The sequence below is a fragment of the Streptomyces sp. NPDC026394 genome (assembly GCF_055567735.1).
In genome coordinates this window covers 64,670-83,672 of sequence record NZ_JBVHPX010000022.1, presented here as the reverse complement: position 1 = coordinate 83,672, position 19,003 = coordinate 64,670, and the positions used below count along the sequence as shown (strand labels likewise).

Here is a 19,003-nt window from a genome sequence, read left to right as displayed (position 1 = left end):
TGCCGCTCCGGGCGCCCCACGTCCTTGCGAGGCCGCTCCGTCCAGAAAGGGCATTGCCGTGTGTCCGTACGAAGAGGTCCCCCGCTTTCCGTTCAGCTACCGCGGCGACCGCATCGCGCCGGAACTGGCCGGTCGGGCCGAGCACCGCCCGGTGTCCCGGGTCCGCGCCAACTCCGGGGATCTCGCCTGGCTCGTGACCGGCCATCGCGAGGTGCGGCAGGTGCTGGAGGACGACGACCGGTTCAGTCTCGCGCGGACAGCGGACCCGACGGCACCTCAGCAGGACCCGGTTCCGCCGCCCGCCTCGTTCTCCTGTTTCGACCGGCTGATGCGCAAGGCCGGGATGCGGGAGGTGCTGCTGCGCGGGCTGGGCGCAGGGCAGCAACATGTCACACCGGCCCAGGTCGAGCGAGCGACCCGCGACGCCCTGCGCACGATGACGCGCCAGGGCGGGGAAGGTGACCTGGTCGGTCAGGTCTGCCTGCCGGTGGCGGCGACCGTCACCTGTCTGCTGCTCGGCCTGCCTGCCGAGGACGCACCACGGCTGGAACCCTGCTTCGCCGTGCTGTGGTCGGGAACCGACCCGAGCCCACTGCCTCTGGAGGCGACACACCTCGACACCTATATGACGCAGCAACTGGCACGGCTGCGCCGGTCCCCGGAAGGTCTGCTCGGTGACCTGGTGGCCCGGCACGACCAGCGCCGTGTCCTGTCGGACGGTGAGCTGACCGAGATCTGCACCGTGCTGCTGCTGTCCGGGCTGGGCAACCCGGCGAGCCTCCTCGCCTTCTCCGCGTTCTCCTTGCTGCGGGAGCCGCGCCTGCTGGCCACCCTGGGAGCGCGACCCTGGCTGGTACCTCGGGCCGTGGAAGAGCTGCTGCGCGTCTCGGTGATGCTCGGGGACGGACTCGCCCGTATCGCCGTGGAGGACGTCGAGGTCGGTGGCGAGCACATCCGGGCCGGTGACCTGGTGCTCGTGTCCCCGGACGCGGCCAACGCCGACCCCGGCGTGTTCGCCGACCCCGGGCGGCTGGACCTCGGCCGGGACACCCGCCGTCACGTACGATTCGGCCGCGGCCGGCACCGGTGCCCCGGCGCGGCGGTCTCCCGGATGCTGGCGCGGGCGTACCTGCGGGTTCTGGTCGAAGAGTTGCCGGGCATGCGGCTGACCGTTTCGCCCGAGAGCGTCGAGTGGCGTACGCAGACCGCGGTGACCCTGCCGGTCGCACTGCCCGTGACGTGGGCGCCCTCACCGGCCCGGCGTTAGGGCGCTTCCGACGGATCTCCGCGGCATCGCGACTCCCCCAGCTACCGCTGGGAGGCCCCCAGGCACGCTCCCTGAGCACACGGAGCGGGCCCAGGAGGGCTTCGCCCGTCAGACCGGGACCAGGTACATCGGCGAGGGCGCGGACCTCACCTCCTGACGGAACCGGTGTTCTCCAGCACAGCCAGATGGCGTTCGGCGATGATGTCCCAGGAGTAGGTCTCCTGCAGTCGCCGGGCGGCCCGCCGGGCACGGCGCAGCGTGGCCTCGTCCAGGCTGTCGACGCAGCGCGTGAGATCCTCCGCGGTGGAGCCGTAGCAGATGCCGGCGTCACCGAGCGCCTCGCGCAGGAAGGGCCACCGCGACACCAGTGACGGCAGGCCCAGCCCCACCGCGTCACCGACCGTGCCGGTCGTCAGCATCTCGCCGTCCTCGAAGGGCAGGACGAGCACGTCGACCGTGGCCAGCCGCCGGTTGTACTCGGCGCGCGGCACTCTCTCGTACGGCAGTGCCACGATGCGCGGGTCCGCCACGCACGCCCGCTCACCGGGCGCGAGCGACAGGACGTACAGCTCGATGTCCGATCGGCGGGAGGCCGCGACGGCGCGCATCACGAGGTCGACCCGCTTTTCCCGCCGGGGCGCACCGATCACACCGAGCCGCAGCACTCCGTGGCGCAGGCCCAGACGCCGCTCCGCCTCGTGCCGGCCGAGAGCGCCGGTCTCCCGCATCAAGTGGCCGAAGTGGCCGTGGGGGATCACCCAGTGCCCGGTGCCCGGGCCGTACGCGTACCGTCCGACCGCCCGGGCCATCCCCCACTCGCTGTGATGGACGACCGCGTCGGCTGCCGCTGCCCACGCCCGGTAGACGGTTTCGCCCTCGCGGTCCCTGGCGTGGGGAACGAGGTTGTGCTGGGTCCATACGATCCGTACGCCGCCGGCCTTGAGGGCCGCGATCACCGCGCGATGTCTCGCCGGCACGCACGGCAGGAGCCGTTCGGGCCAGTGGAGGTGGAACTGGTCCCAGCCGCCCAACGGGGCCGGGTCCCCGTCGAACACCGGGCCCGGCAGGGGCGCGTGCACCACGCGTCCGGCGAGCGGAGCGTAGAGGGCGACATCGTACGGATGCCCCGGGGCGGAACTCAGTACGCGCAGCGGCTGCGTCACCGGTGAGCTACCCGTCGCCGACCGGGCCATGGTGCCGCTTCACAAGATTCTCCACGTCCCCGACGGCCGTCTCGACCGGAGGCAGAGCCAGACAGGCGAGACGGGCCTGCCTGGCGCGACGGCGCACGCCGGTGTCGTCGAGGAGCCGCCTGCACACGGACGCGACCCCGGCCGGCGTGGGATCGGTGATCTCGGCGCCGAGACCCAGCTCGGCGACACGGGCCGCGTTCACCGGCTGGTCCGCGAGCTGCGGGAGGACCGCCATGGGCGTCCCGGTGCGGATCGCCTCCCGCACGCTGTTGTAGCCGCCGTGGGTGACGAAGAGACAGGCTTCCTCCAGCAGCAACGGCTGCGGCACCGAGTCGACGACGAGCACATGCGGTGCCGGGCGGAGGTCGGGCACCGGAACACCGCTGGTGGACACGACCGCCCTGCAGTCGACCTGCGCCAGTCCGTCGACCATGGCGCGCAGTACGGCGACCGGGTCCGGGCGGCCGGGGGGAGGCGGGGGGCCGCCGGGCGAGGGCAGGAAGAGGGGCAGTGCCCAGCCGATGCCCGCGTACACGAGGGGCCGGTCCAGGGGCAGGTCGGCGATGCTCGTCTGCAGTGCCGCCTTCGGGTCGGCGAAGGCCGGCTGGCGGTACGTCAGCGCCGTGGGCAGGTGCGGGGCAAAGGTGAAGGAGGGCGGCAGGTAGTCGAGGTGCCCGTACGGCATCATCGAGAGCGGGTCGGTCCGCTGGGGCAGTCCGGCCGTGGCCCGCCACCGGTTGAGATGCGGCAGGACCGCCGCGGGGTCCGTGTAGGCCTTGGCGCCCGACGGCAACGCGAGGTGGGGAACGCCCAGCCGCTCGGCCACCAGCACGGCGCTGACGTCCATCCCGTCGCGCAGGATCACGTCCGGCTTGAACCTCTGGGCAACCGTCTCCAGGGCCCGGTACTGGCCCTTGAGGTGCGGCCCCGCGAGCACGAAGGCCACCGACTCCTCGGACGCCGTGCCGTTCTGCATCCGCTCGACAGCCTCCTCGCACTCCCGGCCGGCCGTCATCGCTTCGTCGAACAGATCCGGCAGGCAGGCCGTCGCCGAGAACCCCCGGTCGAGGAAGATGTCGCCCAGGTGCGCCTCGGTGGCGATGTGCACCTCGTGACCGGCTTCGGCGAGCAGGCGCGCGAACCGGAGCGCCTCACGCGTGTGGGACGGGGACAGCACCGCAGTACACAGGACACGCATGAGCAACAATCCCCAATCGTCGCGTGGCATGGTGGACCGGCTGTGGAGTGTCCGGAGACATGGTGTGCGCGGGCGGGTCGGTCGGCGGACGGTACGGTGCCCTCATCAGGGAAGCAGCCTGGCCGGTCTTGGTCTCCATACCACCGAACGACGGCCGCCACACGGCGGATGACGTCCCGCCGACGTGAATCATCCGTGCGGATGGAAGACCGGGGAACAGCCGTCCGGCACCACCAGGCGCGGCTACAGTCCGCCCGTGCTCCTCCTCTCGCACGACGACCTGTCCCGCCTCCGCCGACGCGGCATGGACCCGGCATTCGAGGCGGCGTGGCAGCGCCTGCGGGCACGAGCCGACTCGGCACTGGCCCTCGGCCTCACCCCGCCTGTCCTGGGCGCCGGCTGGTACCACGCCTTCTTCTGCCCCTCCCACGGAACCGAGCTCGTCTTCGACCCGGCGTCGCCGCACAGCCACCGGTGCCCGGCCGACGGCGAGACGTACCGCGGTGAACCGTTCGACAGCGCCTGGCGGCATCATGCCCACACCGCACTGGCGGCCGGGGCCCGGGACGCCGCACTGGCCTGGCTGATGACCGAGGAGGAGACGTACGCGTCGCACGTCGCGACCACACTGGGCGCGTACGCCGACCTCTACGCCCGCTACCCGCCGCACGGCGAGATCGCGGGGCAGGGCCGGGCCATGGGGCAGTCGCTGGACGAGGCGACCTGGGCGGTCGCCGTGGCCCGCGCGTACGACTGTGTCCGCGGCGGCCTCACCGCCACAGCCCGTGCACACATCGAACAGGACCTGTTGCGGCCGGCGGGCGAGCACCTCCTCGGCGAGCTGGCCCCTCGGGTGCACAACGTCGAGTGCTGGCATCTCGCCGCGCTGGCCACGCTGGGAGTTGTCACCGGAGACGACCGGTTCGTCTCCCCCGTCATCGACGGTGCGTTCGGGCTGGACAGGCAACTGCGGGACGGCGTACTGGCGGACGGGTGGTGGTACGAGGGCTCGGCCGGCTACCACTTCTACACGCTGGAAGCGGTGTCCGCGCTGCTGTCGGCGCTGCGCCATCGCGAGCCGGCGATCCTGGGCCGACCGCAGCTCCGTGAGATGTTCGCCGCACCACTGCGTCTGGCCCGTGCCGATCTCACCCTGCCGGCGCTCAACGACGGCTGGACGGACGTCACCCGTCCCCCGGGGGTGGGCCGGTACGCGGCTCTGTACGAACTGGCCTGGGGGCTGTGGCACGACCCGGCACACGCCGGTGTCCTCGCGCAGGTCCACGCCGGTGGCGGGCTTCCCCGTGACAGCGTGGAGGCGCTGCTGTACGGGCCGGAGGCCGCCGGACTCTCCGCGGCCCCGACGGCCGTGCTCCCCTCCGTCAGGCAGACGGGCCTGTGCCCCGCCTCCGGCTACGCGGTGCTCCAGGAACGGACGCCGTGCCCACCGGCCCCGGGCACCGAGCGCTGGCTGCTCCTCAAGTACGGCCCGCACGGCGGTTTCCACGGCCATCCGGACAAACTGTCGCTCGACCTCCATGCCTTCGGGCGCCGGCTCTCCCCCGACCTGGGCACTCCCGGGTACGGTGTGCCCGCCACCCGCACGTGGTATCAGCAGACCCTCGCCCACAACACGGTGGTCTTGGGTGAGCAGTCCCAGCCACCGGGTACGGGACACCTCCTCGCGTTCCGTCCCGTGGGCGAGGACGGCGCCGAAGGGACGGGTCAGGTCGGGGTCGCGGACGCCGTCGTCGGCTGGCCCGACGCCCCGGAGCAGGGGCCCTATGCCGGAGTCAGACTGCGCCGCTGCCTGCTGTGGCGGCCGGGCCCCGACCCGTACGTGCTCGACGTGGTCCTCGTCGACAGCCCAGGCCCGCAGCGCATCGACCTCGCCTGGCACCATCTGGGGACACTCGTCGCGCCACCGGCTGCCGAGCCGGGGCCTGTCGACATCCAGCCCGCGAACGCGACGTACGCGCTGTTGGAACAGGTGCACCGGCTTCCGGTCCAGGGCACGGACGACGCGGGCGGCCGGTCGCCGCGAACGGTCTGGACCGCCGAGTGGCGTCTCGACGACGTGCCCGACATCGGTACCCGCATCTGGGGCATCGACGAGCGGGCAGCCACCGTCTGGTCCGCCAGGGCCCCGGCCGATCCGCCCGCCGACCGGATGGCATTCCTGCTCCGCCGTGTCGAGGGGGCCCAGGCGTGCTTCGTCAGCGTCCTGGAGCCGTTCCGGGGCGCTGCCCGTGTGCGGCGGGTCCGACGGGAGCCGGGCTGCTCATCCGCCTCATTCCTGCGGGTGTCCGTGGACATGGCCGACGGTGCCTGCGAACAGTGGACACTCGACATCGCCGACGCGTATGTCAGTGACACTCCGCTCGTCTGGACGTTGGCCCGCAGGGGAGTGTCTGTTGGACGTCGTCATTGACGGTGTCCTGCCTGAATCGAGAGGACGATGTCGTGGCTGTCCGGCTACCGCCGGCTCAGTCCCCGCTACGAACGCCAGACACGCGACTACCCGGCCTTCCTCGGATTCGCCACCGCCCTCCGCTGCTGCCGGGCGGTCAGCGCTTGTACCGGATACATGAGGAGGCAGCGGTCGGCCGGCTACCGCCCGTCTTCCGCTCGGCCTGCCCCTCGGAATCGTCGCGTCGTCGACACGGTGCCGGCGATCGGATCAGCGGCCCACGTGGTGGCCGCCCTCCGCCGGAAGCACCGCCCCGGTGGTCCAGCGGCTCTCGTCGGAGAGCAGGAACAGGGCGGCACGGGCCATGTCGTCAGCCGGAGCCACATGGTTCATCGGCGACATGGAGGCGAGGTGGTCCTGCATGGCGGCGGGGAGCATGTCCCACATCTCCGTGCGCGTGGAGCCCGGGGCGAGGGCGTTGACGCGCACGTTGTGCGGGGCGAGTTCCAGCGCGGCGCTCTTGGTGAGGCCGTTGACCGCCCACTTCGAGGCGACGTACTCGGAGATGCCCGCCACGCCGACCATGCCGCCGATGGAGGAGACGTTGACGATCGATCCGCCGCCGGTGGCGAGCAGGGCGCGGATCTCGTACTTCATCGACAGGAAGACACCCTTGGCGTTGACCTCCATGATCCGGTCGTAGACGTCGGTGGGTTTGTCGTGCACGGGGGTGCCGTCACTGGTGACGCCGGCGGCGTTCAGGGCGCCGTCGAGGCGGCCGAACCGCTGGACCGCGGTGGCGACCGCCGCTGCCACGGAGGCTTCGTCGGTCACATCGAGGGGGACGGCGACCACCTCGGTGCTCCCTGTCGTCAGTTCGGTGGCCAGCTCCTCCAGGCGGTCGACGCGCCGTGCGCCGGCGATGACGGTCGCGCCCTCGGCGGCGAAGCGCCGCACCGCGGCCTCGCCCATGCCGGCGGACGCGCCGGTGATCAGGATGACCTTGTCTTCCAGTCTCCGGGCCCGGAGCGTGAGCGGCGCGGGATTGCGGTTGGGATGCGTGGTCATGCGGTGGCTCCAAAGGGGAGGGGACGGGTAAGGGGAGACGGTCGTGGACGTGCACAGCGTCCGCGGCGACCGCTCTCCTCAACGATGGAGTTCGCCGGGCCCGGGTACCAGAGACCGCGTTTGGCTAGGACTGGCAGGGCGACGCTGTTCTGTCAGAACTGGGTGACCATGGGTCCATGGAACGCATGGAACTCGCCCGTTGTCTGCGCGGCTGGCGCGACCGCCTCGCGCCGGCGAGCGTCGGACTGCCCACCGGAGGGCGTCGACGCGCGCCCGGCCTCAGACGCGCGGAGGTCGCGCTGCTCGCCGGGCTCTCCGTGGACTACCTCGCCCGTCTCGAACAAGGACGAGCGGGCAATCCGTCGCCGTCGGTGGTGGAATCCCTGGCCCGGGCGCTGCGCCTGTCCGACGACGAGAACGCGTACTTCTTCCGGCTCGCGGGGCACGCCGATCCGCGCGTCAACGGCATCAGCAGGCACATCGCGCCCGGGGTGCAGCGCATGCTGGACCGGGTGACCGACACGCCGGTGCTCGTGCTGGACGCCGCATGGCAGGTGGTCGCCACCAACCCGCTGCTCATCGCTCTGCTGGGGGAACTGTCCGCGGGTACGGCACGCGACCAGAACCTGTTGTGGCGGCACTTCACCGGCGTCCCGTCACGCGTGGCCACCACGCCCGAGCAGGACGCCGTTTTCGAGTCCGCGGCCGCCGCGGACCTGCGGGCCGCCGCGGGGCGCCACCCGGGCGATCCTCTGCTGCGCGGCCTCATCGCCGACCTCCGGCGAGCGAGTCCCCGCTTCGAGTCCCTGTGGCAGGAACGCGCCGTGGCCCGCCACGCCTCCGCCCGCAAGACGATCCTCCACCCCCAGGTGGGTCCCCTGACCCTCGACTGCGACGTCCTCACTGTCGAGGGCAGTGACCTGCGCGCCGTTCTCTACACAGCCGTCCCGGGGTCGTCGGACGATCACGCACTCGAACTGCTGCGGACCATAGGGACCCAGTTCTCGCAGAGCGCGTCGTAGCGGTTGCCTCCCGCCGGTCCGGCGCGGGGTCGGGCGCGTCCGGCCGCAGGGCGAGGCGCGGCAGGAAGAAGGCGACGAGCGGCCCGATCCCGAGGGCGTACACCGCCGTGCCGATGCCGACGGTGCCGCCGAGCAGCCATCCGCCCACCAGGACCGACGCCTCGATGAGGGTACGGGCGACGAGGAGCGGAACACCCAGTCGCGCCAGTCCTGTCATCAGCCCGTCCCGGGGGCCCGGTCCCCAGCCGGCCCCGACGTACAGCCCGGTGGCCACCGCGGTGCCGACGACTCCGCCGAGGAGGAAGAGCAGCCGCCACGGCCAGGGGTGTGGAGCCGGCAGGACCCGCAGCGCCTGGTCGAGGACGGGGCCGACGAGGACGGCGTTCGCGAGGGTGCCGATGCCGGGGCGTTGCCGCAGGGGGACCCAGAGGGCGAACACGGCGGCCGAGACCAGGACGACCACGAGCCCGAGAGTCAGCCCGGTGGTACGCGCGACGCCCTGGGTGAGCACGGTCCACGGGTCCGTTCCCAGGCCCGCCCGGACCAGCAGGGCCGTGCTGACGCCGTACAGGGCGAGACCTGACAGCAGGAGGACGGCGCGCCGCGGTATCCGGTCTCCGGCGCGCCTCATCGCGTACCGGACCCCAGCAGGACGGCGGCGGCGTCCGCGGCGTCGGCCACCGCCCGCGCGGCGGCCTGCGGCCCCTCGACGACCACCCGCCCGGCCACGCCGTCGACGAGCAACAGCAGTTGTGAGGCGATGCGTTCGGGTGCCGGCGTCCCGGCCTGTACGCACAGCGTGGTGAGCAGTTCGCGCAGCCACCGCTTCTCCCTCAGGACGGCCTGGCGTACGGGGTCCTCGGGATCGACCACCTCGGCAGCGGCGTTGAGGAAGGCGCAGCCCCGGCCACCCTTGCTCTCGTACCGGTGAGCCAGCCAGGAGAACACGGCCGCCGGCCGGGCGGCCGGATCCTCCACGCCGGCCAGCCACTCCTCCAGTTCCGCGGCCGCCTCGTCGTGACGGTGCCGCAGCGCCGTCGCGGCGAGGTCGCTCTTGCCGCTGAAGTGGGCGTACAGCGTCGGCTTCGACACACCGGCTTCCTGCGCGACGGTGTCCACCCCGGTGGCCGCGAAGCCCCGGTTGTAGAAGACCTCCTCCGCGCTTCTGACGAGCTGGTTCCTGGCACTCCTTCGAGGACTCATGAAACTTAACTTACCAGTAAGGCAAGATTCCGTCATCGCAAGTCGTCGCTTCCCGCCCTCCCGGCCCGCACGACGTGGACCGGGACCGCGCTCATCTCCAGCCCCGGCCATGAGCGTCACGCAGAACTGGGTGCGGAGCCCCTGGGAAACGCGGAGATGGCCCGGCTGCTCACTTCGGCGCGGAGGAGGCCCCCGATGAGCGATGTTCCACACGGCGACCGCCAAGGCTCGCGGAACGGCACAACGGCTCGCGTCGACCGTTAAGACGCTCCTGCCGGCCCTGGCGGCGTCGCGGGCGTACTGCCTCAGCAGCGCACTCCCCCACCAGTCATCGCGCAGGCAAGGCGGCACCACGCTGAAGCCGTCGACCGGCACCGGAGTGCGCCGACCGGGGCTCCGATTCCCCGTCAGGAGCCGGACACTTCGACGGCAGGTCCCGACCGGCCCACGGGCGTGACCCCGACCCCTTGGCGCTGCTCGTCGCTGCTCACGCCCCTCCCCCGATCTCCTTCGACTTCGGCCGGGTCGGGTGGCCCCGACCGTTCAACTGCCCGCCCGCCTCCGCGGCCAGCCCGCTCCCGGCCGGCTACAGGTGCGCACGTGCACCCAGGCGCGGAGCGACGAGTACGTCATCGAGGGCGGCGGCCGCCTTCAATCCGGCGGCGGTCGAGCCGATGGCGGCCTCCGTGAGGTTGGTGAATGGCAGGTGACGGTCCGGATGACCGCGCCGTCGGCGCCCGGCCGGGGCCGGGGCGCCGCGTCATCACTCACCCGTCCGCGCGGTCGCGCAGGAACAGTGACGCGGCGAGTACGGCCAGGACGGCCGCCGCGGCCAGCAACAGCGATACCTGGAAGCCACGCAGGGACGGCACGGCCGCACCCCCCATGGGCAGCGTCATCTGCGCGAGCACCGTGCCGATCACCGAACTGGACAGGCTGGTCCCCACGAAGCGCATCAGCGTGTTGAGGCCGTTGGCCGCGCCGGTCTCGGACGCGTCCACGGCCCCCATGATCAGAGCCGGCATGGCCGCGTAGGCCAGACCGATCCCGGCCCCCACCGCGGTGACCATCACCAGGATCCCCCCGACGGAACCCAGCAGCAGCGCGCCTGCCGCGCAGCTCACAGCGATGACGGTCAGCCCCGCGAGGAGCGCGGTCCGTGGGCCGCGACGGGCCGTGAGAAGGGCGGATAGCGGGGAGACCGCCATCATGGCGAGCCCGGTCGGCGCCATGACCAGTCCCGCGCCGACCATCGGCAGACCCAGCCCGTGGCCGGTGTTCGTAGAAAGCTGGAGAAGCTGTGGGACCGTCAAGGACACGGCGTAGTAGGCGATTCCGACGCCGAGCGCGGCGGTGTTGGCCAGGAGGACCGGACGGCGCGCGGTGGCCCGCAGGTCCACCAGGGGATCTCCGCGCCTCAGTTCCAGCACTCCGAAACCGGCCAGCAGCAGGGCGGCGGCGAGGAAGAGCGCCAGCGTCGTGCCGCTGAGCCACCCCCAGACGGCCCCCTTGGTGATGGCCAGCAGCAGGCACACCATTGCCAGGGACAGGGCGAGCGCGCCGGCGAAGTCGAAGCGACCGGACGCCCTGTCCGGCGAGACGGGGACCACGGCCGCCACCAGAGCCGCCGCCAGCGCGCCGAGGCCGGCGGTGGTGAGGAAGAGGACGTGCCAGTCGGCGTGTTCGGCCACGAACGCGGCCGCGGGCAGACACAGGGCACCGCCCACGCCCACCGAGGAGCTCATCAACCCCGTGGCGGCACCGAGCCGCTCGGGCGGGAGGACGTCCCGCATGATGCCGATGCCCAGCGGGACGACACCGATGGCCATGCCTTGCAGCGCCCTGCCCACGATCATGAGGCCGTAGTCGGAGGTGGCCGCCGAGACGAGGGAGCCGGCCGTCATCAGAGCCAGCCCGACCAGCACCATGCGCCGTTTGCCGTAGAGGTCGCCCAGGCGGCCGGTGATCGGCGTGGACACCGCCGCGGCCAGCAACGTGGCGGTCATGATCCATGTCGCGTCGCCCGCGGAGGTGTGGAGCAGTCCGGGAAGGCGTGAGACGACCGGGAGCAGCAAGGACTGCATGACAGCCACCGAGACGCCCGCGAAGGCGAGCGTTCCGATCACCGCGCCGTCGCGTCGCCGACGGCTCCGGCCGGCCGGTGCGGTGGGCTCCCGGCGCACCGCGGTCGTCTGGGAAAGGGGCATGGCGAAGCACTCCGGATGATCGGCCGAGCGGGATACCCGGTGTCCGCGAGAGGGGTCACCAGAGGTGACGGCAGGGAGCACCGAGGTCTTGTCCAGTGGACAATACGCCCGTCCTTGTACACTGGACAAGTCGTCCGGCCCCGCCACCGCCCCGAGCGGCGGACCGGCACAGAACAGGGAGGAAGCCGTCGTGCCCATCACCCGTGAAGAGGTCACCGACGCGGCTCTCGCGGTGCTGCGGCGCGAGGGCCTGGACGCGCTCAGCCTGCGCACCGTCGCCGAGCACCTGGGCGTGCGGCACAACACCGTCCGCTGGCACGTCAGCACCAAAGCGCAACTGCTGGAGCTGCTCTCCGACCGGGTCCTCGCCGGCTGGGACGCCCGACGCCTGCCCGACCCCCCCATGGAGCGGGCCCGCGCGCTCTACGAGATCGCCCGTCGCGCGCTGCTCGCCCACCGCGACGGCGCCCGGCTGGTGTCCGGGGTCTTCACCACCGGCCCCCACACCCTGTCCTTCACCGAAGCAGCGCTCAGCGCGCTCGTCGAGGCCGGCCGCAGCCCCCGTGAGGCCATGTGGACCCACTGGTCCGTCTTCTACTTCCTGCTCGGACTGACCACCGAACAGCAGGCCGGGACCGAGGACCGGGCGGCGGCTCTGGAGCAGGCGCTGCGGGACCAGCCCCTCCCCACGCTCGCGCAGGCGGCGCCCTTCCTGCTTGAGCCCGACTTCGACAAGCGGTTCACACACGGGCTGGAGGCCCTGCTGGGCGGAGCCTGACCTCGGGCCCTCCGGCTCCGGCGTCGCCTCTGGTGAGCGCGAGGGCGGGAGGCGGAGGGCACCCGGGCCCGTGCTCCACACACGGGTCACGGTTCTCTCACGACGCTCGGCCGACCGCGCCTCTCCTTCCGGCGAGCGCCGTCGATGCGACGATGACCCATGCGACGACCGTGAGAGCGGCCGCTGTCGTGAAGGCCGCCCGGAGGCCGGGCACGAACGCGCCGGGCACCGCGCCGAGGGAGTGGACCGAGACGATCACGGCGAGCCCGATCGCTCCGCCGAGCTGCTGGGTGGTCTGGAGCAGCCCCGAGGCGGCCCCCGCGTGGTCGGGTCCGACGTCGCCGAGGACCAGGGAGGCGGCGGGGGTGAAGGTGAGACCGGCGAAGACACCGTTGAGCAGCAGCGGGCCGAGCACAGCGGTGGCGTATCCGCTGGAGGCGGCGACGTTGCCGAGCCACAGATAGCCGGCGGTGAGGCCCAGGGTGCCGGCCAGCAGGAGTGGAGTCCGGCCGAACCGGGCGAGCAGGCGCGGGGTGACGCGGGACATGGCGAAGATGCCGAGGGTCATGGGCAGAAAGGCGAGTCCTGCCCGCAGCGGACCGAATCCCAGGACCCGCTGGACGTACTGCACGACCAGAAAGAAGATCGACATCTGTGATCCGAAGACCAGCGCGGTGACGGCGAGACCGCCGAGACGGTCCCGGCTGCGCAGCAGCGCCGGGACGACGAGCGGGTCGGGCACCCGGCGCTCGGTCACGGCGAGCACCGCGGCCAGGGCGGCGCCCACGGCGAGCCCGCCGAGCGTCCGGAGCGATGTCCAGCCGTGGTCCGGGGCGCCGATCAAGGCCCACACGACCGCCACGGCCGCGCCGGTGGCCGAAACGGCGCCGACACCGTCGAACCGCCCGGGGCGTTTCGGCGTCCCGGCGACGAAGCGGGGAGCCAGCACGAGGACGGCCAGGCCGAGGGGAACGTTGATGAGCAGGGTCCAGCGCCATGAGCCGTACTCGGTCACCAGACCGCCGAGGACGAGGCCGAGCGTGCTGCCACCGATGCTGACGGCGGAGAACAGGGCGAGGGCACGATGGCGGGCGCCCTGATCGACGGCACCGGCGGTGAGCAGGGCGAGGACGCCGGGGGCGGCGAGGGCGGCTCCGACGCCCTGGGCCGCCCTCGCGACGATCAGAAGGGCGGGCGTGTGGGCCAGGCCGCCGAGCAACGAGGCCGCCGTGAAGAGGCCGAGACCGGCCTCGAAGACGCGGAGCCTGCCGTAGGCGTCCCCCAGCCGCCCGCCCAGCAGAAGCAGTCCGCCGAAGGCGAGGGTGTAGGCGTTGAGGACCCAGGACAGGCCGGCGGGGGTGAAGTCCAGGCCCGCCCCGATACGGGGAAGGGCCACGTTCACGATGGTCGTGTCCAGGGCGAGCATCAACTGCGCGACCAGGACGACGGCGATGCCGACGGCATGGCCGCGCCGTGGGCCGCTCCGGTCGGCCGGGGGCTCGGCGGGACGGGGTGGAGCGGGCGCGGGCGTGGAGGCGGAGCAAGGAGAAGGCACGGAAGTACGGGTTCCGATCAGGGTGAGGGGCAGACGGGCGGGCGGCGCGGCAGGCGGGTCACACCTGGGCCATGCCGCCGTCGACGAAGAGTTCGACGCCGGTGACGAAGCTGGAGGCGTCGCTGGAGAGGAAGGCCGCGGCCCTGCCGATCTCCTCGGGAGCGGCGATGCGTCCGGTGGGGTTGCCCTCCCCCATGGAGGCGAGGAGTGCGGCCACGCCGTCGGCCCCGCGGGCCTGCTCGGCCGCCTGCCGGAGGGACAGGGTGTCGACCGCCCCCGGACTGAGGACGTTCATGCGGATCCCGGACCCCTTGATGTCCTGGATCCAGGCGCGGACGAAGCACCGGACCGCGGCCTTGGCGCCTCCGTAGACGCTCATGGCGGCGGGCGGCTGCACGGAGGCGGTCGAGCCGATGACGACGACGGTTCCGCCGTCGGACATCAGAGGCAGCGCGGGCTGCACGGTGAACAGCACGCCCTTGACGTTGACGCCGAACGTCCGGTCGAACTGCTCTTCGGTGATCCGGCCCAAGGGGGCGTGGTCGCCGATGCCCGCGTTGGCGACGACGGCGTCGAGCTTCCCGTGCCGCGCTTCGACCTGGCGGTACATCAGCTCCATGTCCGCGAGGCGGGTGACGTCGGCCACGACGCCCTCGCACCGCGGCCCGAGCTGGGCGACCGCATCGTCGAGCCGGTCCTTCCGGAGGTCGGTGACGACCACCTGCGCCCCCTGCGCGACGAATTCGCGGGCGATACCGAGACCGACCCCGGAGGCACCGCCCGTGATGACGGCCACCTTGTTCTGCAATGTCATGGTCATGACCTCTCTGTGATCACACGCGACCTCTCCTGACCGCGCGCCGGAGACGGGAGCGCTCGACGCGGCGGTCCGCGGAGCGCATGCCCTAGAGTTGAAACGGAGGCACCGCCACTTTAAGTGGAGGCGCCGCCGCTTAGTTCAGGTTAAGTGGAGACGCCCCCACTTAGCAAGCCGGGGTGACAGGAGAAGACGGTGCCCGACGAGACAGGACGCCCGCTGCGGGCCGATGCGCAGCGCAACCGCGAGAAGATCCTCTCGGCGGCGGTGCGCGTGTTCGCCGAGGAAGGCCTCCACGCACACCTGGAGCGCATCGCGAAGGAAGCCGGCGTGGGCTCGGGCACCCTGTACCGCAACTTCCCCACCAGGGAGGTACTGATCGAGGCGGCCTACCGCAACGAGCTGGCCAAGCTCTGCGACGCGGCGCCCCGGCTCCTCTCCGACCTGCCGCCCCGGGAAGCCCTGCGCGCGTGGATGGGTCGCTTCATCGACTACGCCACCGCCAAACTGGGCATGGCGGACGCCCTGCGCGCGCTCGTGGACGCGGGGGTCAATCCCTACGCGCAGAGCCACGACATGATGCTGGAGGCCATCGCCTCGCTCCTGGAGGCCAACACCGCGGCCGGCACCGTCCGTACGGACATCGGCCCGGCCGATCTGTTCGCCGCCCTCACCGGTATCGCCCTGGCATCCGGCAGAGCCGAGCAGCGGGAACAGGCGGAGCGCCTGCTCGACCTCACCTTCGACGGTCTGAGCGTCCGTTCCTGACCGGAGGCACGGCGTTCCCTCACGAACGGCGCCCCGGTCGATCACGTAAAGGCAGGGCGTGCGGGCCGGTCACGGCCGGCCCGCACGCCCTGCTTCTTCCGCGCTCCTACTCCTTCATGCCGATCGCGTCCACCGGACGCGTCCGCAGCATCAGGCGTGCGGGCAGCATCGCCCCGGCCACCGCCAGTACGGCCGTGGAGCCCAGGATGGCCAGCCAGCCCAGCGCCGGGGTGGTCGGCACCGCGGTGCCGGTCAGGGCGGTCGCGATCAGCATCAGCGGGGGCAGAGCCAGTACCGCACCCACCATGGCGCCGACGGCGACCACCGTCAGGCTCTCGCGCCGCATCATGGAAAGCACCTGGGAGCGATCCGTGCCGGTCAGCCTCAGCAGCGCGAACTCCCGCCTACGGGCGGCGGTGTTCATGGCCTGGGTGTTCACGACCGTGATGGCCGTATAGGCGATGATCAGGCCGACCACCAGGTAGTTCACCCAGGCGGTCGCCCGCTGCTCCTCGACGTGGGCGTCGGCCGCCAGGGCGCCGCTCAGGGCGGTGCCCGGGTAGTCACGCGCCAGCGCCGAGAGCTGCCGCGCCGCGGCGTCGGCGGAGCCGGGTGCCGACCGGACCAGGACGGACCGGTCGACGGCCTCCGTGGTGTGGGAGAGCAGCAGATCGTGGTCGAAGGTGAGGTCGGCGAAGCCGAAGCCCCGGCCGTACACGGCAATCACCTTGCCGTCGAAGGCCGTGCCGTCCCCCAGGTACAAGTGGGCCCGGTCGCCGACGTCCAGCCCCAGCCAGGAGGCCGCCGTCGCGCTGAGGGCCACCGTGTCCCGCCTGAGGGCGGACAGGTCACCGTCCCGTTCGTCCAGGTCGAGCGTGCCCGCCAGCGCTCTCGGCTCGACGCCCTGGGCACTCAGTGACACGGCCTCCTCCTCCCCGAGCAGCGAGCCCACCCCGACGGCCTTGGAGCGCACCACGCCGGTCGCGGCCACCACCCCGGGCACCTCCGCCGCTCTGCGCGCCAGTTGCGGTGAGACGCCGGACGGAGCGGTCAGCACGTGGTCGGCGACCGTACCGGAGCGGATCTCGTCGGCCGACTGACTCAGTTGCGTGGTCTGGGTGAACACCACCGTCGCGGCGAAGGAGACGGCCAGGACGAGCGGGGTGACGGCGCCTGCCGTCCGGACCGCCGCGCTGCGGGTGTTGGCCGCGGCCAGCCACCCGGTGACGCCCGTCCGGCGCAGCAACGGAGCGAGCAGCCCGATCGCCGCACGGGTGAGCAGCGGCCCGAGCACGGCGGCGGCGACGGCGAGCAGCAGGACAAGGGAGTTGGCCAGCCCCACGAGGGTCAGGAAGTCGGCCCGGTATCCCAGACCGAGGCCGCACACCGCGGCGGCCAGGGCCAGCAGCACACCACCGGTGACCACGCGCCCCCGGCCGAGGCGGGCGGGCTCGGACGCCGCCTCCCCCGGGGCTTCGCCGGGCCGGACACGGGCCGCCCGCCGGGCCGCGACGAAGGCCGCCACCACGGCGGTCAGCACGGTCGCGACGACGGCGACCAGGAACGGGATCGGACCGATCACCGGCCGGAAGTCCGGCGGGACGATGCCCCGGCCCGCGAACTGCGCACTGAGCCAGTACACGACACCGGTCCCCAAGGGGCACCCGAGCACACCCGCCACCAGGCCCGCCGCCGCCGACTCGGCGGCGATCATCGTGTGCAGCTGACGCGGTGTGGTGCCGATCGCCCGCAGCAGCGCCAGCTCGCGACGGCGATGGCGTACGGCGAGCGAGGTCGTGGCACACAGCACGAACACGGCCACCAGCAGCACGTTTCCCCCGATGCCGGTGGCGAGTTCGACCACGCGTGCGGCGCCGACGGCGACGTCGGTGAACTCGGCCCTGCCGCGGTCACCGCCCGTGTACACGGTGACGGACCGCTCCCCCCTCAGGGTCCGCTCGATGTCCGAGGCCACCGCGGACGGCGTGGCCCCGGGCGTGGTCAGCACACCGAAGGCGTACGCGCCGCGTGCGGCGTCGGGGAGCAGTCGGTCGAGAGCGGAGTCGGCGGCGAACAGCACGGACTGCCGGGGAGTTCGGCCGCCGTCGAGCGCGACCAGGCCGGCCACCTCGAACGTGACGGGAGCCGCATGCGTCATGAGCCGTACGGAGGAGCCGGCCCGCAGTCCGCTGCGGGCGGCGAGGTCGGCGTCCAGCACGACCTCGTGGGCGCCGCGCGGCTGGTGGCCCGTGATGAGACGGAAGCCGCCCAGTGTGCGGCTGCCCCAGTTGTGCAACTGCGGTGACGCGCCGTTGTGACCGGTCACCGTCCGGTCACCGGCCAGCAGCCGGACCGCGGTGCCCCGGTCCGGCACCACGGACGCGACGCCGTCGACCGCGGCGAGGTCAGCGGCGAGGCCCGCCGGCAGCACGAGGCGTTCGGGCAGCGGCTGTGAGCTGCGGTAGGTCGAGCCGTCGGCGGATTGCACGTCGAGTTCCGCGTGCTGTCGCCCGGCGACGATCAGCGGTGCCTTTTCGTAGCGTTCGGGAGGCGGAGCGGAGCGCAGCCCGGACTCCAGGAGTACTCCGCAGGCGCTGATCACCGCCGCGCCCAGGAGCAGGGCGACGAAGGTCGCGGTGAACGGCCCCGTACGGGCGCGGAGCGTCGCGAGGGCGAGGCGCAGCATCAGCGGCCCCTTCGCAGCTCGGACATCACGCGCTTGACCTGGTCCGCGGAGGGCCGGTCCGCACGGTGCGCCACGCGTCCGGCCTCCAGGAAGACGACCCGGTCGGTGTGCTGGGCCGCCACAGGGTCGTGGGTGACCATCACCACGGTCTGGTGCAGGTCGGTCACCGCCTGCCGGAGCAGGTGCAGGATGTCCTGGGCGGTGTCGGGATCGAGCGCACCGGTGGGTTCGTCGGCGAAGACGACCTCCGGCCGGGTGATCAGAGCGCGCGCGATGGCCACTCGCTGCTGCTGCCCCCCGGAGAGTTCGGCGGGGCGGCGGCGCAGCAGCCCGGTCAGTCCGACACCGGCCGCGACGCCGTCGAGCGAGGCGCTGCCGGCGGCGGCCCCGGCCAGTCTCAGGGGCAGGGTGATGTTCTGCTCCACGGTGAGGGACGGCAGCAGGTTGAAGGCCTGGAAGACGAAGCCGATACGGGTCCTGCGGTACTCGGTGAGCTCTCTCTCACTCAGTTCGGCGAGGTTCTGGCCGTTGAGCTGCACGATGCCGGAGGTGGGCCGGTCGAGGCCGGCGGCACACTGCAAGAAGGTGCTCTTGCCCGAGCCGGACGGCCCCATGACGGCGGTGAACGTGGCGGCGGGGATGCCGAGGCTCACCTGGTCGAGGGCGACGGCCGCCGACTCGCCGTCGCCGTGGCGCTTGGTCACCTGGGTCATGCGTACGGCGCTTCCGGTGGGGGCGGCGGGGGTGTCGGCCGGTGTCTGCCGACGGCGTGCTCTGAGCATGAAAGGCCTCGTCGAGTGAGGTGGCGGGTGGTGCCTCAAGTCCATCCGC

At 72.5% G+C, this 19,003-nt stretch carries 14 protein-coding genes and 2 pseudogenes; 6 read left to right on the top strand and 10 right to left on the bottom strand.

What is annotated here, in order from left to right:
• Positions 1–58 precede the first annotated feature (58 nt).
• Positions 59–1,267: a cytochrome P450 gene (locus ACZ4QV_RS34275; protein ID WP_467763851.1), complete on the top strand. Its 1,209-nt coding sequence runs from the start codon at positions 59–61 to the stop codon at positions 1,265–1,267.
• Between the two features lie 146 nt (positions 1,268–1,413).
• Here the strand turns inward: ACZ4QV_RS34275 and ACZ4QV_RS34270 are convergent, their stop codons facing one another.
• Positions 1,414–2,430, bottom strand: a complete 1,017-nt coding sequence (locus ACZ4QV_RS34270) for a glycosyltransferase family protein (protein WP_467763850.1) — start codon at positions 2,428–2,430, stop codon at positions 1,414–1,416.
• Positions 2,431–2,437: 7 nt separating this feature from the next.
• Positions 2,438–3,658, bottom strand: a complete 1,221-nt coding sequence (locus ACZ4QV_RS34265; RefSeq protein ID WP_361615745.1) for a glycosyltransferase — start codon at positions 3,656–3,658, stop codon at positions 2,438–2,440.
• Between the two features lie 256 nt (positions 3,659–3,914).
• On the opposite strand from ACZ4QV_RS34265, the gene ACZ4QV_RS34260 reads away from it, so the two are divergent.
• Positions 3,915–6,089 carry a heparinase II/III domain-containing protein gene (locus tag ACZ4QV_RS34260; RefSeq protein WP_361615742.1) on the top strand — a complete coding sequence of 725 codons (2,175 nt, stop codon included), beginning with the start codon at positions 3,915–3,917 and terminating at the stop codon, positions 6,087–6,089.
• 15 nt (positions 6,090–6,104) lie between these two features.
• A pseudogene (locus tag ACZ4QV_RS34255) lies at positions 6,105–6,239 on the top strand (IS5/IS1182 family transposase); the annotation flags it as partial.
• A 99-nt stretch (positions 6,240–6,338) separates the two neighbouring features.
• Here the strand turns inward: ACZ4QV_RS34255 and ACZ4QV_RS34250 are convergent.
• A complete protein-coding gene (locus tag ACZ4QV_RS34250; protein WP_361615740.1) occupies positions 6,339–7,136 on the bottom strand; it encodes an SDR family NAD(P)-dependent oxidoreductase in 798 nt (265 codons plus the stop codon).
• Positions 7,137–7,312: 176 nt separating this feature from the next.
• On the opposite strand from ACZ4QV_RS34250, the pseudogene ACZ4QV_RS34245 reads away from it, so the two are divergent.
• Positions 7,313–8,059, top strand: a pseudogene (locus ACZ4QV_RS34245) (helix-turn-helix transcriptional regulator); the annotation flags it as partial.
• Here the strand turns inward: ACZ4QV_RS34245 and yczE are convergent.
• The 3 genes from yczE to ACZ4QV_RS34230 form a co-directional block, all read right to left on the bottom strand.
• Positions 8,037–8,789, bottom strand: a complete 753-nt coding sequence (gene yczE, locus ACZ4QV_RS34240; protein WP_467763849.1) for a membrane protein YczE — start codon at positions 8,787–8,789, stop codon at positions 8,037–8,039. The pseudogene ACZ4QV_RS34245 and the gene yczE sit on opposite strands and share 23 nt — an antisense overlap.
• Positions 8,786–9,361, bottom strand: a complete 576-nt coding sequence (locus ACZ4QV_RS34235) for a TetR/AcrR family transcriptional regulator (RefSeq protein ID WP_361151045.1) — start codon at positions 9,359–9,361, stop codon at positions 8,786–8,788. The genes yczE and ACZ4QV_RS34235 overlap by 4 nt, the downstream gene beginning before the upstream one ends.
• Before the next feature lie 767 nt (positions 9,362–10,128).
• Complete coding sequence (locus tag ACZ4QV_RS34230) at positions 10,129–11,568, bottom strand: MFS transporter (protein WP_361615736.1); 1,440 nt, start codon at positions 11,566–11,568, stop codon at positions 10,129–10,131.
• A 190-nt stretch (positions 11,569–11,758) separates the two neighbouring features.
• Between ACZ4QV_RS34230 and ACZ4QV_RS34225 the strand changes: the two genes are divergently transcribed.
• Positions 11,759–12,346 carry a TetR/AcrR family transcriptional regulator C-terminal domain-containing protein gene (locus tag ACZ4QV_RS34225; RefSeq protein ID WP_361615733.1) on the top strand — a complete coding sequence of 196 codons (588 nt, stop codon included), beginning with the start codon at positions 11,759–11,761 and terminating at the stop codon, positions 12,344–12,346.
• Between the two features lie 97 nt (positions 12,347–12,443).
• On the opposite strand, the gene ACZ4QV_RS34220 is transcribed toward ACZ4QV_RS34225, so the two are convergent.
• Positions 12,444–13,901, bottom strand: coding sequence for an MFS transporter (locus ACZ4QV_RS34220; protein ID WP_361615730.1), 1,458 nt, complete (start codon positions 13,899–13,901; stop codon positions 12,444–12,446).
• A 58-nt stretch (positions 13,902–13,959) separates the two neighbouring features.
• Complete coding sequence (locus ACZ4QV_RS34215; RefSeq protein WP_361151036.1) at positions 13,960–14,721, bottom strand: SDR family NAD(P)-dependent oxidoreductase; 762 nt, start codon at positions 14,719–14,721, stop codon at positions 13,960–13,962.
• A 192-nt stretch (positions 14,722–14,913) separates the two neighbouring features.
• Here ACZ4QV_RS34215 and ACZ4QV_RS34210 point away from each other — a divergent pair, with 192 nt between their 5' ends.
• Positions 14,914–15,486 carry a TetR/AcrR family transcriptional regulator gene (locus ACZ4QV_RS34210; RefSeq protein ID WP_361151033.1) on the top strand — a complete coding sequence of 191 codons (573 nt, stop codon included), beginning with the start codon at positions 14,914–14,916 and terminating at the stop codon, positions 15,484–15,486.
• A gap of 106 nt (positions 15,487–15,592) precedes the next feature.
• Here the strand turns inward: ACZ4QV_RS34210 and ACZ4QV_RS34205 are convergent, their stop codons facing one another.
• Together ACZ4QV_RS34205 and ACZ4QV_RS34200 are read right to left on the bottom strand one after the other, a co-directional pair.
• Positions 15,593–18,172 (bottom strand): FtsX-like permease family protein, encoded by a 2,580-nt coding sequence (locus ACZ4QV_RS34205; protein ID WP_467763848.1) that lies wholly within the window; start codon positions 18,170–18,172, stop codon positions 15,593–15,595.
• Complete coding sequence (locus ACZ4QV_RS34200) at positions 18,172–18,954, bottom strand: ABC transporter ATP-binding protein (RefSeq protein ID WP_467763847.1); 783 nt, start codon at positions 18,952–18,954, stop codon at positions 18,172–18,174. Before ACZ4QV_RS34200 ends, ACZ4QV_RS34205 begins: the two co-directional genes overlap by 1 nt.
• Positions 18,955–19,003 lie beyond the last annotated feature (49 nt).